13 protein-coding genes are annotated in these 12,744 nt (G+C 42.9%); 9 read left to right on the top strand and 4 right to left on the bottom strand.

The features are described 5' to 3' along the window. Window positions 1–37: 37 nt before the first annotated feature. On the top strand, window positions 38–745 hold the full coding sequence (locus IEV27_RS06670) for an EcsC family protein (RefSeq protein ID WP_188376648.1): 708 nt from the start codon (window positions 38–40) through the stop codon (window positions 743–745). Here IEV27_RS06670 and IEV27_RS06665 read toward each other — a convergent pair. After that, the gene (locus tag IEV27_RS06665) at window positions 742–1,914 is read right to left on the bottom strand and encodes a M20 metallopeptidase family protein (RefSeq protein ID WP_188376647.1); all 1,173 of its coding nucleotides are present in this window, start codon (window positions 1,912–1,914) and stop codon (window positions 742–744) included. The genes IEV27_RS06670 and IEV27_RS06665 overlap by 4 nt on opposite strands. A gap of 216 nt (window positions 1,915–2,130) precedes the next feature. Further along, a complete protein-coding gene (locus IEV27_RS06660; protein WP_188376646.1) occupies window positions 2,131–2,568 on the bottom strand; it encodes a ferritin-like domain-containing protein in 438 nt (145 codons plus the stop codon). 157 nt (window positions 2,569–2,725) lie between these two features. Here IEV27_RS06660 and IEV27_RS06655 point away from each other — a divergent pair, with 157 nt between their 5' ends. Together IEV27_RS06655 and IEV27_RS06650 are read left to right on the top strand one after the other, a co-directional pair. Next, the gene (locus IEV27_RS06655) at window positions 2,726–3,151 is read left to right on the top strand and encodes a disulfide oxidoreductase (protein WP_188376645.1); all 426 of its coding nucleotides are present in this window, start codon (window positions 2,726–2,728) and stop codon (window positions 3,149–3,151) included. Beyond that, complete coding sequence (locus IEV27_RS06650; RefSeq protein ID WP_188376644.1) at window positions 3,151–3,624, top strand: thioredoxin family protein; 474 nt, start codon at window positions 3,151–3,153, stop codon at window positions 3,622–3,624. Before IEV27_RS06655 ends, IEV27_RS06650 begins: the two co-directional genes overlap by 1 nt. A 544-nt stretch (window positions 3,625–4,168) precedes the next feature. Here the strand turns inward: IEV27_RS06650 and IEV27_RS06645 are convergent. Then, window positions 4,169–4,666, bottom strand: coding sequence for an antibiotic biosynthesis monooxygenase family protein (locus tag IEV27_RS06645; protein WP_188376643.1), 498 nt, complete (start codon window positions 4,664–4,666; stop codon window positions 4,169–4,171). Between the two features lie 97 nt (window positions 4,667–4,763). Between IEV27_RS06645 and IEV27_RS06640 the strand changes: the two genes are divergently transcribed. The 5 genes from IEV27_RS06640 (at window position 4,764) to IEV27_RS06620 (ending at window position 11,649) form a co-directional block, all read left to right on the top strand. Next, window positions 4,764–6,929, top strand: a complete 2,166-nt coding sequence (locus IEV27_RS06640) for a transglycosylase domain-containing protein (protein WP_229734862.1) — start codon at window positions 4,764–4,766, stop codon at window positions 6,927–6,929. Window positions 6,930–7,047: 118 nt separating this feature from the next. Next, a complete protein-coding gene (gene hemE / locus IEV27_RS06635; protein ID WP_188376642.1) occupies window positions 7,048–8,085 on the top strand; it encodes a uroporphyrinogen decarboxylase in 1,038 nt (345 codons plus the stop codon). Between the two features lie 13 nt (window positions 8,086–8,098). Further along, complete coding sequence (gene hemH / locus IEV27_RS06630) at window positions 8,099–9,034, top strand: ferrochelatase (RefSeq protein WP_188376641.1); 936 nt, start codon at window positions 8,099–8,101, stop codon at window positions 9,032–9,034. A 2-nt stretch (window positions 9,035–9,036) separates the two neighbouring features. Further along, window positions 9,037–10,434, top strand: a complete 1,398-nt coding sequence (hemY, locus tag IEV27_RS06625) for a protoporphyrinogen oxidase (protein ID WP_188376640.1) — start codon at window positions 9,037–9,039, stop codon at window positions 10,432–10,434. 192 nt (window positions 10,435–10,626) lie between these two features. Continuing rightward, a complete protein-coding gene (locus tag IEV27_RS06620) occupies window positions 10,627–11,649 on the top strand; it encodes a LacI family DNA-binding transcriptional regulator (protein WP_188376639.1) in 1,023 nt (340 codons plus the stop codon). Window positions 11,650–11,745: 96 nt separating this feature from the next. On the opposite strand, the gene yhfH is transcribed toward IEV27_RS06620, so the two are convergent. Continuing rightward, a complete protein-coding gene (yhfH, locus tag IEV27_RS06615; RefSeq protein WP_101843432.1) occupies window positions 11,746–11,874 on the bottom strand; it encodes a protein YhfH in 129 nt (42 codons plus the stop codon). 119 nt (window positions 11,875–11,993) lie between these two features. Here yhfH and IEV27_RS06610 point away from each other — a divergent pair, with 119 nt between their 5' ends. After that, window positions 11,994–12,734, top strand: coding sequence for an MBL fold metallo-hydrolase (locus tag IEV27_RS06610; protein WP_188376638.1), 741 nt, complete (start codon window positions 11,994–11,996; stop codon window positions 12,732–12,734). Window positions 12,735–12,744: the final 10 nt, after the last annotated feature.

Below are 12,744 nucleotides of genomic sequence, written 5' to 3'. Positions count from 1 at the left end.
GCGGTCCTTCATGGGCCGCATTTTTTGGAGGGATATAATGAGGAATTATGAAGAGAAGAAGTACAAGGAAGCACTGCGTTGGAGCCGATCGCTTGAGAAGCGTTCTGGAGTGATTCAACGAACATCAAAAGGATTCCAATCGAAGGTGAATAAAAAAATTCCAGAGCGTGTTCATTCCGTCGTGACGGAAAGTATAAAAAAAATGATCGAATTATCTTTAACGTCGTCGCAATACATTCGTCCCATTGAAAAACAGGAAGACTGGTCATTTTATGAGCGGGAACAACTGGTGATCGAACGTCTGAAGCAATATAAATCGACGGCCTCCTGGGAAGGGGCAGGTACTGGAGCAGGCGGTTTTTGGCTTGGAGTGGCTGACTTTCCTTTATTGTTAAGCATTAAAATGAAGTTCTTATTTGATGCGGGTCAATATTATGGGCTGGACGTTCATCGATATGAGGAAAGAGTATTTTTGCTTCATATTTTTATGCTCGCATTTTCTAGTGATCAGCAGCGGGTTAAGGTGAGAGACTTGTTAGTGAATTGGGAAAATGAAGGGGAGGCAAGGAAGCAAATCGATTGGAAAACGCTGCAGATTGAGTATCGAGATACGATTGATCTCGTAAAGTTGATGCAGCTTTTACCCGGGTTAGGGGCTGTGGTAGGGTATGTAGCTAATGGAAGGTTATTGGAACAGTTAGGGGAGACGACGATGAACGTTCATCGTCTCCGCCTGCTCCATTAAGTTTGTTCCTGATACGAACGGTAAGCTTGAATCAAGGTTTTGGCGGCGTGTGGAAGGGCCTTTTCATCAAAATCAAATTTTGGATGATGGTGGGGGTAATAATGCTCTGGAATTTGAGCGCCTGTAAAGTAGAAGGCTCCCGGTTTGTTTTCCAGGTAATAAGCAAAATCCTCACCTGCCATGACAGGCTCAACTTCTTCCGTGGTAAGGGAAGCATCAGCTTTAGGTGCGTCCTGTAAAATCAATGAGGCTTCCTTTTCATGATTGACTACAGGAGTGTACCCTTTAAAGTAGTCAAATTCATAATCGGCATCGTTCCCCGTGCATGCTCCTTTAATCACTTTTTCCATTTCTTCGATGATTAGTTCTTGCACCTCAGGCCTAAACGTACGAACGGTACCTGTTAAAAACGCAGAATCAGCAATAACGTTAAAAGCGTCACCTGATTCAAATGTACCGACTGTTAACACAGCGGTGTCTAATGGATTCACTCGTCGGCTTACGATTTGTTGTAAAGACGAAACAACTTGAGAAGCGATCACAATGGCATCCTTCGTCTGGTGAGGAATGGCTCCGTGTCCGCCTTTTCCTTTGACCGTAATATGAAAACGATCGGCTCCAGCCATAAAAGGTCCTTTCGTCGTTTGAATGACCCCTGTAGGTGTGTTGACCCATAAGTGAGTACCAAATACAGCGTCTACATCTTCCAATGCTCCAGATTCTATAATCGGCTTGGCTCCGCCGGGGGCGTATTCCTCTGCATGCTGGTGTAAAAAAACGATCGTTCCGGGTAAGTCCTCCTGGAAAGGTAAAATGGCTTCAGCCAGTCCTAATAAAGCGGCTGTGTGGCCGTCGTGGCCGCATGCGTGCATCACGCCGTCAACTTTTGATTTGTATTCCACATCGTTTTCTTCATGAATCGGAAGGGCATCAAAGTCGGCTCGTAACGCAATTTTCTTGCCTGGTTTTCCACCTTTTAATGTAGCGAGGACTCCATTCCCTCCTACATTTTTTTCGTATGGAATGCCTAGTCGGTCGTACGTTTGCTGGATAAATGCAGCGGTTTCTGTTTCTTCAAAAGATACTTCCGGATGCTGGTGTAAGTAGCGGCGCGTGTGCACCATATTTTCATATTGAGCATCAATGGCTTCAAAAATATTGTTCCACATAGTTTCTACCTCTCCTCGTCTTTATGTTGTACTTAATATATCAGACTATTTTTAATAGTTAAAGCAAGGGGAAACACTAAAGGCGAGATTGAAACAGCCTAAATGACCTTTCATTATTAATAACGAGACAAACAATGCACAGAGAGAAAACGGAAGAAACTCTACATGCAAAAAAGCCTGTCGAACGAGTCGACAGGCTTTCTTTAGCAATTAAAATTATTCGTGAAGACGGGTATCTTGAAGCAATCGATCGATTTCTTCCATATGACCCGTTTCATCTGAAATAAGGTCATCGAGCTTCACGGACAATTCAGTTAAGTTTAGTTCTTCAGCTTGCTGTTTACGCTCTTCATATCGCTCAATTGTTGCACGTTCTGCTTCACGTGCTTCTCTGAGCATAGCTTTAACTTCTGTATGCTGCTTAACTTCAGCAGGAGTAGTCGTTGGTGTGCCTCCTAAAATGCTGATTTTCTCAGCAAGGTATAAAGCATGACCTTGTTCATCCGCTACTTCACTTTCGAAGAACGGTTTGAGCACAGATCGGTATAAACCTGATACGACGGCAGCGTTGTAAGTATACATAATGGTCGCCGCATATTCATTCGCTAAGTCTTCGTTGAGTCCATCGATTAATTGTTGCATTTTTTCGTCCATTTCATGATCATCCTTTCTGAAAAATCTTGGCACATTTAAAATATTCCCTGTTCTTTCTCGTTTAAACGTAAAAACAATCAGATTGCATTTCCTGTTTTGATTTCAAAACAATACCTAGTATAATAACAGTGGGAGAGAGGAAGAAAGGAAATTAGAAATGAAAAAGCGAAGCGAAACCTTACTATTTACAGCGTGGGCTGTCTCATTAGCTGCTACGCTGGGGAGTTTGTTTTTTTCAGAGATACTGAACTATACACCTTGTGAATTATGCTGGTATCAGCGGATTCTTATGTATCCTTTAGTTGTCATCTATGGTGCCTCGTTAATTAGGAAAAATACAGAAGCGGCGGCGGCAGGGTTAGTATTAAGCGGAATAGGGGCAGGTGTTTCCCTTTATCATTATATGATTCAAAAAGTTCCTGCTTTTCAGTCTGCAGGTGATTCCTGCGGAGCAGTGCCTTGTAATGCGGAGTATATTAACTGGCTTGGTTTTATAACCATCCCATTTCTAGCAGGAACAGCATTTATTATTATTTTTGTTAGTCACGTACTAACGATTCGTGAGCAAAGGAGAAACAGTTAATGAAAAAGAATATGATTATTTTTGCGACAGTGCTAGTGGCCCTGGTCGTCATCTTAGCTTTTGTCGTCAACTATCAAAACTCTCAGAAATCAGCAGATAATCCTTATGAAAAAGACAACCTGGAACAGGCAACGATTGATCAACTCGATGATCCTGACTATGGAAACCAAATTCTTCCTGATGAACTTGAGGAGGAAGTGCAGTCCGGTGATCCGGTAACGGTTTACTTCTATAGCCCGGAATGCCAGTATTGCCGTGAGACTACACCTGATCTTGTGCCTCTCGCTCAAGACATGAATGTAGATATGAAAAAAATGAACTTGCTTGAATTTGAGAGTGAATGGAATAAGTATAGCATTGAGTCCACTCCTACTGTCGTTCACTATGAAGACGGAGAAGAACAGGACCGTATCGTCGGGGCACAGTCGATGGAAGAGTTTGAAAGCTTTTTTGAAGAAAATGCAGGTGAATAAAAAAGTGAGCGGTAAATGCCGCTCACTCAGCTTGAAAATAAACCTTTTTTCATTGAGAACGTAAACCTTCCTTGCATTAGGTAGGCGAAAGGGTTTTAGGAAGCGACTCCCTTTCCGCGGGCGAATGGTGTGCCTCCTCGGGTTTTATCAGCCCTCCGGGGTCACACCTTATTCACATTTCCCGCAGGAGTCTCGCCGTTTCCTAAACCCCTTTTTCGATAAAGGATCACTATAAAAATGACGGATAAGCCGTGCCGTTATGGAATTAGAGACTTTCAGCAGGGGCATGCATTCTGCGATGGTTCCGAAAGTCCATAAAGATAAAAGGAATGGAAAAAGCGGCGACTCCTGCGGGACACGCAGACAGGAGAGGCCCGCAGGTCGCAGACCGAGGAGACTTTCCGTCATGCCCCGCGGAAAGCAACGATTTTTCCTGTTCCTTTTCTTCTGATAAATATGGAACCTAATCAGAGTAAGTTATCATCCATCCAAGCTTTTTTGACAACCTGAGTGAGCGGTAAATGCCGCTCACTTTTGCTATGTGTTAATCGGGCTGGATCATTTGATATTTTGTAATATAAGGTTTGCCGTCGATAAAGGAAGGCTTTTCTTTATGTTGAGGACCAGAGTTCTCGTGTGCTTTTTCAAAAGCCTGAGAATTCTTCCAATCTTCGAAACTCTGTTCATTGCGCCATTGTGTAAATACGACGTAGGTATTTCCTTTTACAGGTCTTAGAATGCGAATGGCCTGAAAGCCATCCATGCTTTCCACACTGCCGGCGCGCTTCTTGAATCGGTCTTCAAATACAGGGCGGCCTTCGTCAGAGACAGGAATATTGTTCATGACGACAAATCCAGTCGGCTGAACATTACCTACAGCTTCAACGATTTCATAATCTCGACCTTCAGCAAAAAAAGAAGATTGCTCTCCTTCATAGAAAGCCACGGTTTTGTCTTGATTTTGCATCAAAAAAAGTTCAGGATGTTCCTGCTGTAGCTTTGCTAAATAGTTTAAGGTACCATTTGTCATAGATACGGTCATAAGTTTGTCTCCTTTCCTACATCACGTTTTTAGTGTAGCAAGTTAGACAAAACTTCTGCAAGCTTTAACATAAGGAAGAAGAAAGGATGCACGAGGCTTGAAAACAAAATTAAAAGCACCTCCAATGCCGCGTTGGGTCAGGCGGGTAAAGTGGCCGGCTGTCATTGTTACGGCTTTTGTGTTCTTTGCAATCATTGGATTTTTAATCATACTTTTTGGGGGACGGTTTATTGTCTCAGAAAAAGACTTAGCCTTAAATACCGCCTCAACGGTTGAGACGAAAGAAGGGGAAGTATTAGAAAGGATTTATACAGAAAACCGAACCTTAGTCGATATAGATGACATTCCTGCTCATGTTCAAGAAGCTTTTATTGCTATAGAAGATGGAAGGTTTTATGAACATTCGGGAGTGGATTTTAAAGCGATTTTACGTGCGGTTTATCGAGATATCATTGCTATGGATAAGGTAGAGGGTGGAAGTACGATCACTCAGCAGCTCGCTAAAAACCTTTTTTTAACGAACGAAAAGTCGTGGATGCGTAAAACGAAGGAAGTCATGGCAGCTATACACTTGGAGCGAAAGTATACAAAGGATGAGATCCTCGAGCTTTATTTAAATACGATTTACTTTGGGAGCGGGGCCTATGGAGTAGAAGAAGCGTCCAAAACCTATTTCAATACGTCAATTAAGGATTTAACTGTTGCACAGGGCGCCCTGTTAGCTGGACTTCCTAAGGCTCCTAACTCGTATTCGCCTTTTGATCATCCGGAGAACGCATTAAACAGGCGGAATACTGTGCTGGCTCGTATGGAAGCACTGGATATGATTGCCGCTGAAGAAATGGTCAGTCTTCAAGGAGCTACGTTAGGTGAGGAGCGAAGGGAAGAGAAAGAAGAAACATGGAGCAACAGCTATGTAGATGCCGCGATACGCGAAGCTGAGAGGGTTTACCATATTTCTCGAGACGAACTTAAACGCGGCGGTTATAAGATCGTCGTTGAAATGGATCCAGACATACAGCGAATCGCTGCCGATCAAATGAAAAATGGAGAATTTGCACCAGGATCTCAAGGAGAGGTCGAAGGAGCTTTTACTTTAATGAATCAAAAAACAGGAGCAGTAGCCGCTTTGGTGGGAGGGCGTGACTTTAAGCATGGGGAACGTAACCGTGCATTAACACGTAAACAGCCTGGTTCAGTTATTAAACCTCTATCCGTCTACGGCCCTGCCCTCATGGACAAAAAGTATATTCCGTATTCATTATTAGTAGACGAAGAGAGAAGCTATGGAGATTATACGCCGAGAAACTATGATGGAAACTATGATGGATTTACGTCTATCTATCAAGCGATTATCGAATCTAAAAATGCTCCTGCCGTTTGGCTGCTGGACCAAATGGGAATCGATTATGCGAAGAAATATTTAGACGACCTTGGATTATCAACAGAAGACGAGGGACTTTCCCTTGCGTTAGGTGGGTTATCAGAAGGATATACGCCGCTGCAATTAACAGAAGCGTACCGCAGTTTTGCGAACGAAGGAAAAGTGACCAATGGCTATACGATTCAACAGATTATTGATCGAAATGGTGAGGTCATTCACCAGCATGAACAAACTGAAAAGCAAGTGTTTAATAAAGAAACAGCTTGGAACATGACCCAGATGTTAGAAAAGACTGTGGAAACAGGTACAGCACAGGCGGGAAGCTTTCCTAAAGCCCTGGCAGGAAAAACAGGCACTCAGCAGCATCCTTCTGTAGAGGGAGAAAACAAAGATGCGTGGTTTGTAGGCTACACGCCAGAGTATGTGGGATCACTATGGATGGGGTATGATCAATCCGGAGACGATTATTATCTAACGGGTGGAAGCGAATACCCTACAGCTCTCATGAAGTCTATATTGTCAGAAGTTGATGATCAAAAAGATATGACTGCTTCATTTAAACGTCCTGAAGGTGCGGAAAACTTACCTGAACCGATTACACTGCCCGAAATCACGGATGCTAAAGGTTCTGTTAGCTTCGGAGGGTTCAGAATTGTATCAGGTACAATTGAATGGACACCTGGTGACGATGATCGAATCATTTATCGAATTTATGAGAAAGGTGGAGACGATAAGAAGTTAGTCGGGGATGTGAAGGGAGAAGGAGAATACCGTGTAAGTACCTTCAGCCTGCTGAATCCTCGCACGTATGTCGTAGTTCCATATGATCCACTGACTGGACTCGAGGGTGAACCTTCTAATGAAGTTACGGTTAATTAGCACCTGTGAAAAAATGCACAATCTAGTGACGAAACGATCGTTTTTCTATACACCTGTTTAAAAAATCAGTATAGTTGTAATCGGATAAACGTTGAACGTGAAAAAGGAGTTTTTAGGGATGACTAAACCATTTAATGACACAATCTTAAAAGCATTTCGCGGTGAGCCAACGGATCATACACCTGTATGGTTCATGCGCCAGGCAGGACGGTCGCAGCCGGAGTATAATAAATTAAAAGAAAGATACTCACTTTTTGAAATTACGCATCAACCGGAATTAGGGGCTTACGTCACCCGACTTCCCGTTGAGCAATACGATGTGGATGCAGCGATTCTTTATAAAGACATTATGACGCCATTACCAGCCATAGGAGTCGATGTGGAAATTAAGAAAGGGATCGGTCCTGTGATTGACAATCCGATTCGTAGTAGAGCGGACATAGAGAAGCTCGGAACAATTGATCCGGAAACTGACGTATCTTACGTAATGGATACGATTCGTTTATTGACTCAAGAACAGTTAAATGTCCCGCTTATCGGATTTTCTGGAGCACCGTTTACGCTGGCGAGCTATATGATTGAGGGCGGACCTTCTAAGAATTATAATAAGACGAAAGCTCTTATGTACAGCGAGCCAACGACGTGGTTTGCGCTCATGGACAAACTGGCGGAGACGACGATCACTTATGCTCGTGCACAAGTTGCTGCAGGAGCAAGCGCTATACAAATCTTTGATTCATGGGTAGGCGCTTTAAATGTAGAGGATTACCGAACATTTATTAAACCTGTAATGGAGCGGATTTTTACAGAATTAGAATCAACAGAGGTTCCATTAATCATGTTTGGAGTGGGAGCAAGGCATTTGGCTCTTGAATGGAATGACCTTCCTGTTGATGTTGTAGGTTTGGATTGGCGTCTTTCCATTAAAGAAGCAAGAGACATGGGGATTACGAAGCCGCTTCAAGGAAACCTTGATCCTTCGATTTTGCTCTCTGATTGGAATGTCATTGAAGAGCGCGCGAAAGCCATCATAGATGAAGGAAAGCAGCACCCTAGCCACATCTTTAACTTAGGACACGGGGTTACGCCTGACATTAAACCAGAAACCTTAAAGCGACTAACCCAGCTCATTCACGACTATTCAAAAAAGAATTAAGAGGTGAATTATAATGGAAAAGAAACAAGTAGGTTTGCTCGTTATGGCGTATGGAACGCCTTATAAAGAAGAAGATTTAGAACGTTATTATACACATATCCGCAGAGGCAGAAAGCCATCGGATGAAATGCTGCAAGACCTTCGTGACCGCTACAATGCGATTGGCGGTATTTCACCGCTGGCGCGTATTACAGAAGACCAGGCGACGGCTCTGCAAGACACGTTAAACGAAGAACAAGATGAAGTTGAATTTAAAATGTATTTAGGTTTAAAACATATTGAACCGTTCGTAGAAGATGCTGTTCAGCAAATGACTGAAGATGGCATTGAAGAAGCGGTATCCATCGTATTGGCCCCGCATTATTCCACATACAGTGTGAAATCTTACAATGGGCGTGCTCAGGAAGAAGCTGAAAAACACGGCATTACGATCCGTTCAGTAGAAAGCTGGTATGACGCTCCTGGTTTCATTGATTACTGGAGTGAACACATCTTATCTGAATATGAAAAAATGCCTGAAGAAGAGCGCGCAAAAGCATGCTTAATCGTTTCAGCACACAGCTTGCCGGAGAAAATTTTAGAAGGCGGCGATCCTTATCCGGATCAGTTAAAGAGAACAGCTGAATTAATTTCTGAAGAAACGGGGATTACCCAATACGAGATTGGCTGGCAAAGTGAAGGAAACACGCCAGACCCTTGGCTCGGTCCAGACGTACTGGATTTAACGAGAGATCTTTTTCATGAAAAGGGCTATCGTTCCTTTGTGTACGCACCTGTAGGATTTGTTTCTGACCACCTTGAAGTTCTTTACGATAATGATTATGAGTGTAAAGTAGTTTGTCATGAAGTTGGAGCAGACTATTACCGACCAGAAATGCCGAATACCCACCCTAAATTTATTCGGACGCTAGCTGGTGTTGTCCTAGCTAAAAGAGAAGAGCAGGTTTAAGTATGGAACGTAAAAAAGTAGTTATAGCTGGCGGAGGGATCTCCGGATTAACCGCTGCTTACTATTTACAAAAAGAAATCCGTGAAAAACAGCTCCCGATTGATGTTCAATTGTATGAAGCCAGCAATCATTTAGGTGGGAAGATTGACACAGTGAAGCGTGATGGTTTCACGATTGAGAGAGGACCAGATTCTTTCTTAGAACGTAAGAAAAGCGCGACACGGCTGGCTCGTGAAGTTGGCCTAGAAGATAAACTGGTTCCGAATGGGACAGGGCAGGCTTATATTCTTGTTAAAGACAAGCTGCATAAAATGCCGAGCGGATCGTTTATGGGCATTCCTACGAGAATCCGGCCTTTTTTATTTTCCAGCCTGTTCACGCCTGCTGGAAAAGTAAGAGCGGCACTTGATCTCGTAAAATCAAAGCAGCCGATCGAAGGCGATCAGTCATTAGGACTGTTCTTTAGACGCCGACTCGGTAATCAAGTGGTAGACAATTTAATTGAACCTTTATTATCAGGCATATATGCTGGAGATATTGATGATTTAAGTCTTCAGGCTACGTTCCCGAACTTTTATCAGTTAGAACAGGAGCATGGCAGTTTAATTAAAGGATTAAGAAAAACGGTGCCGAAGCCGCCAAAAAATAAGCCGAAACCCAGCATGTTCCGTACGTTCGAAGATGGCCTTCAATCTCTTGTCGACGCTATTGAAGGACAGTTGAAGCCAGAGTCGATTCATAAAAATGTAGGAATCGATCACATTGAGAAAAAATCAGAGGGTTATCACGTTCTATTAAGTGATGGAAGCGTGGAAAAAGCCGACGCTGTGATCGCTGCTGTCCCTTATTTTGCAGCACAGCGTATGCTTTCCCAATACGATTTCATGGATACATTAAAAGAGTTGAAAGCGACATCTGTTGCTAACGTTGCGATGGCCTTTGACGCCTCGGCGATCAAGAAAGACGTGGATGGAACAGGGTTTGTCGTCTCTCGCAACAGCCGTTTTCGAATTACCGCATGCACGTGGACGCACAAAAAGTGGCCTCACTCTACACCAGAAGGCAAAGTGATGCTCCGCTGCTACGTTGGAAAACCGAATGATCAAGAAGTGGTTGATTTATCAGATGAAGAAATAACGGAGATTGCATTACACGATCTTAATCAAATAATGAAAATCAGTGATCAGCCTGAATTTTCAATTGTTACGAGATGGTATGACTCCATGCCGCAATATACTGTCGGTCATAAGGATCGCATCCGACAAGTCACAGAACAAATGAACAGGCAGTTGCCAGGTGTTTACTTAGCTGGCGCTTCTTATGAAGGCATAGGACTGCCTGACTGCATTGACCAGGGAGAAGCCGCCGTCGAACAAGTCCTCGAGCACCTCAACCTCTAACTGCTGCCTAATAGGCAGCAGTTTTTTCTATTTCCTTTTTCTCTTTTTTCTCTGGGTACCAGGTACACGTTAAGCTGCATTGTGTACCTGGTACCCTGCAATGGTAAATTTTCTCTTGCATATTTAGGTGGATCTTAGTATGATTTGTTATGAAAACGATTTCAAAATGTGGCTGAATCAGGGGGAGTTAGAATGGCTACTATTGAGGATGTGGCCCGCCTGGCAGGTTTGTCGCGGACTACAGTATCTCGGGTGATTAACGATCAACCCTATGTCACGGAAGAGAAAAAAGAAAAAATCATGGATGCGATGCACCAGCTGGGGTATGTACCAAATTCATCAGCTCGTCGGCTGAGAAGTCAACGTACAGAAACCATTGCTGTATTGCTTCCGCGTGTAACTAATCCGTTTTTTGGTCATTTAATTGAAGCAATGGAGCGAGAAGCTTCGGAATTTGGATACCAAGTAATTGTTTGCCAGACGCATGATAAGAAACAGAAAGAATTGGATTACTTACAATTGTTAAAAACAAAGCAAGTCGACGGAGTTATTATGGCTTCTTTATCGAATGACTGGAAAACCATTGAACCATATCTCGAATCAGGTCCTATTGTCCTTTGCAATGAGTACATGGAGACGGATCAAGTGTCGATGGTACATATTGATCATCGTCAGGCAGCCTACGACGCAACCGTCCATTTAATAGAGCAAGGGTGCTCCACGATTGCTTATGCCACTGGAAGTCAGGAGACGCATATTACTTGCGAGCGTAAATTAGGTTTTCAGCAAGCGTTAGCTGATTTCCATTTACCTTTTGATGAAAACCTAGAAATCAAAGATGCGCTGGATGTAAAAGATGGACAAAAAGTGTTCGCCTTTCTCCAACAGCAAAATAAAAAGGTAGATGGGATATTTACAGGATCAGATGAAGTAGCAGCGGGCATTGTGTATGCAGCTGCTCAGTCAGGTTTCAGTATCCCGGAGGATTTATCGGTGGTTGGATTTGATAACCAAATGATCTCTCTTTTAATGGTTCCTTCTATTACGACCGTGCAACAGCCTGTCGCGGAGATGGCGATGAAAACCATTCAGGTGCTCGTCAATAAAATGAAAAGCAGCCAGCAACAGCATGAGCAGCGATTTGTCTATCCTTATGAACTGCTTAAACGAAAGTCAACGGAACGTATCTCCTTAAAAGAATCCGCCTCTTCGTAAAAAAGAGGTGGATTTTTTATGCAAAAAAAAGAGCCGCTTAATAGCCGCTCATTAAAATTACATGTTCGAAAACATTAGAGGTGTGGAATACTATGATTAACGGGCAGGATGACTGCACTCGTCACAGACATTGCCGTAACAGTCTGCCTGCTCCTGAATCGCATGGCCACATTTTGTACACTGCTTTTTAGGTAGGTTGCGGAAAAACTCAATGACATTCATCATTTGAAATCGCCTCCAATAAGTTGTTGTAAAGTCATTGTATTATAACAATATTCAGAATTCAACCATCTGTTATAAAACAATTGAAAAATAGGTAAAAAGTCTGATTAGGAGTGATAAGTATGAAAGTAACTACGATAGGTTATTGGGGCGGGTATCCAGCTGTAAATAGCGCCACCTCATGCTACTTAATGGAAGAAGAGAATTACAAATTATTAATTGATTGTGGAAGTGGTGCATTGGCCCAGCTGCAGCAAAAACTTGAAGTAACCGATTTGGATGCTGTGGTGTTATCTCATTATCACCACGATCATATCGCGGATATTGGAGTTCTCCAATATGCTTGGCTCGTGCAAAATACGATTCAAGAAACGAGCGATGTGCTGCCGATTTTCGGCCATGAGCAAGATGAAAAGGGTTTACAATCATTAACCCATCAATATACAGAAGGAGTCGCTTATGATCCGAATCAGCCCTTAGAACTCGGACCGTTTACCATTGAATTTTTACAAACAAAGCATCCCGTGCCTTGCTACGCAATGAAAATCTGTAGTAATACAGATCAAATCGTTTATACAGCAGATACTAGTTATTTTGAAGAGTTAGCTCAATTTGCAAAAGGATCTGACTTGCTTATAACAGATACGAACTTTTATAAAGGGATGGACGGAAGCGGACCAGGGCATATGACGAGCGAAGAAGCAGGCAAAATTGCAAATCTTGCGGACGTCGATACGTTATGGCTTAGCCATTTGCCTCATTTTGGAGAAACGAATTTACTGAAACAAGAAGCAGCTGATGTGTTTAAAGGTCATATCGAATTGGCTGAAAATGAGTTAACGTGGAGCTCGGATGCTCAATAAATTGTGAAAT

Source organism: Halobacillus andaensis (assembly GCF_014636475.1).
Taxonomy (GTDB): domain Bacteria; phylum Bacillota; class Bacilli; order Bacillales; family Halobacillaceae; genus Halobacillus_A; species Halobacillus_A andaensis.
The sequence above is the reverse complement of the archived record's forward strand: the minus strand, read 5'-3'. Positions and strand labels throughout refer to the sequence as shown.

Coding starts and splice junctions, on each gene's coding strand:
- IEV27_RS06670 (WP_188376648.1), top strand. CDS start 38: ATGAGGAATTATGAAGAGAAGAAGTACAAGGAAGCACTGCGTTGGAGC.
- IEV27_RS06665 (WP_188376647.1), bottom strand. CDS start 1,914: ATGTGGAACAATATTTTTGAAGCCATTGATGCTCAATATGAAAATATG.
- IEV27_RS06660 (WP_188376646.1), bottom strand. CDS start 2,568: ATGGACGAAAAAATGCAACAATTAATCGATGGACTCAACGAAGACTTA.
- IEV27_RS06655 (WP_188376645.1), top strand. CDS start 2,726: ATGAAAAAGCGAAGCGAAACCTTACTATTTACAGCGTGGGCTGTCTCA.
- IEV27_RS06650 (WP_188376644.1), top strand. CDS start 3,151: ATGAAAAAGAATATGATTATTTTTGCGACAGTGCTAGTGGCCCTGGTC.
- IEV27_RS06645 (WP_188376643.1), bottom strand. CDS start 4,666: ATGACCGTATCTATGACAAATGGTACCTTAAACTATTTAGCAAAGCTA.
- hemE (WP_188376642.1), top strand. CDS start 7,048: ATGACTAAACCATTTAATGACACAATCTTAAAAGCATTTCGCGGTGAG.
- hemH (WP_188376641.1), top strand. CDS start 8,099: ATGGAAAAGAAACAAGTAGGTTTGCTCGTTATGGCGTATGGAACGCCT.
- hemY (WP_188376640.1), top strand. CDS start 9,037: ATGGAACGTAAAAAAGTAGTTATAGCTGGCGGAGGGATCTCCGGATTA.
- IEV27_RS06620 (WP_188376639.1), top strand. CDS start 10,627: ATGGCTACTATTGAGGATGTGGCCCGCCTGGCAGGTTTGTCGCGGACT.
- yhfH (WP_101843432.1), bottom strand. CDS start 11,874: ATGATGAATGTCATTGAGTTTTTCCGCAACCTACCTAAAAAGCAGTGT.
- IEV27_RS06610 (WP_188376638.1), top strand. CDS start 11,994: ATGAAAGTAACTACGATAGGTTATTGGGGCGGGTATCCAGCTGTAAAT.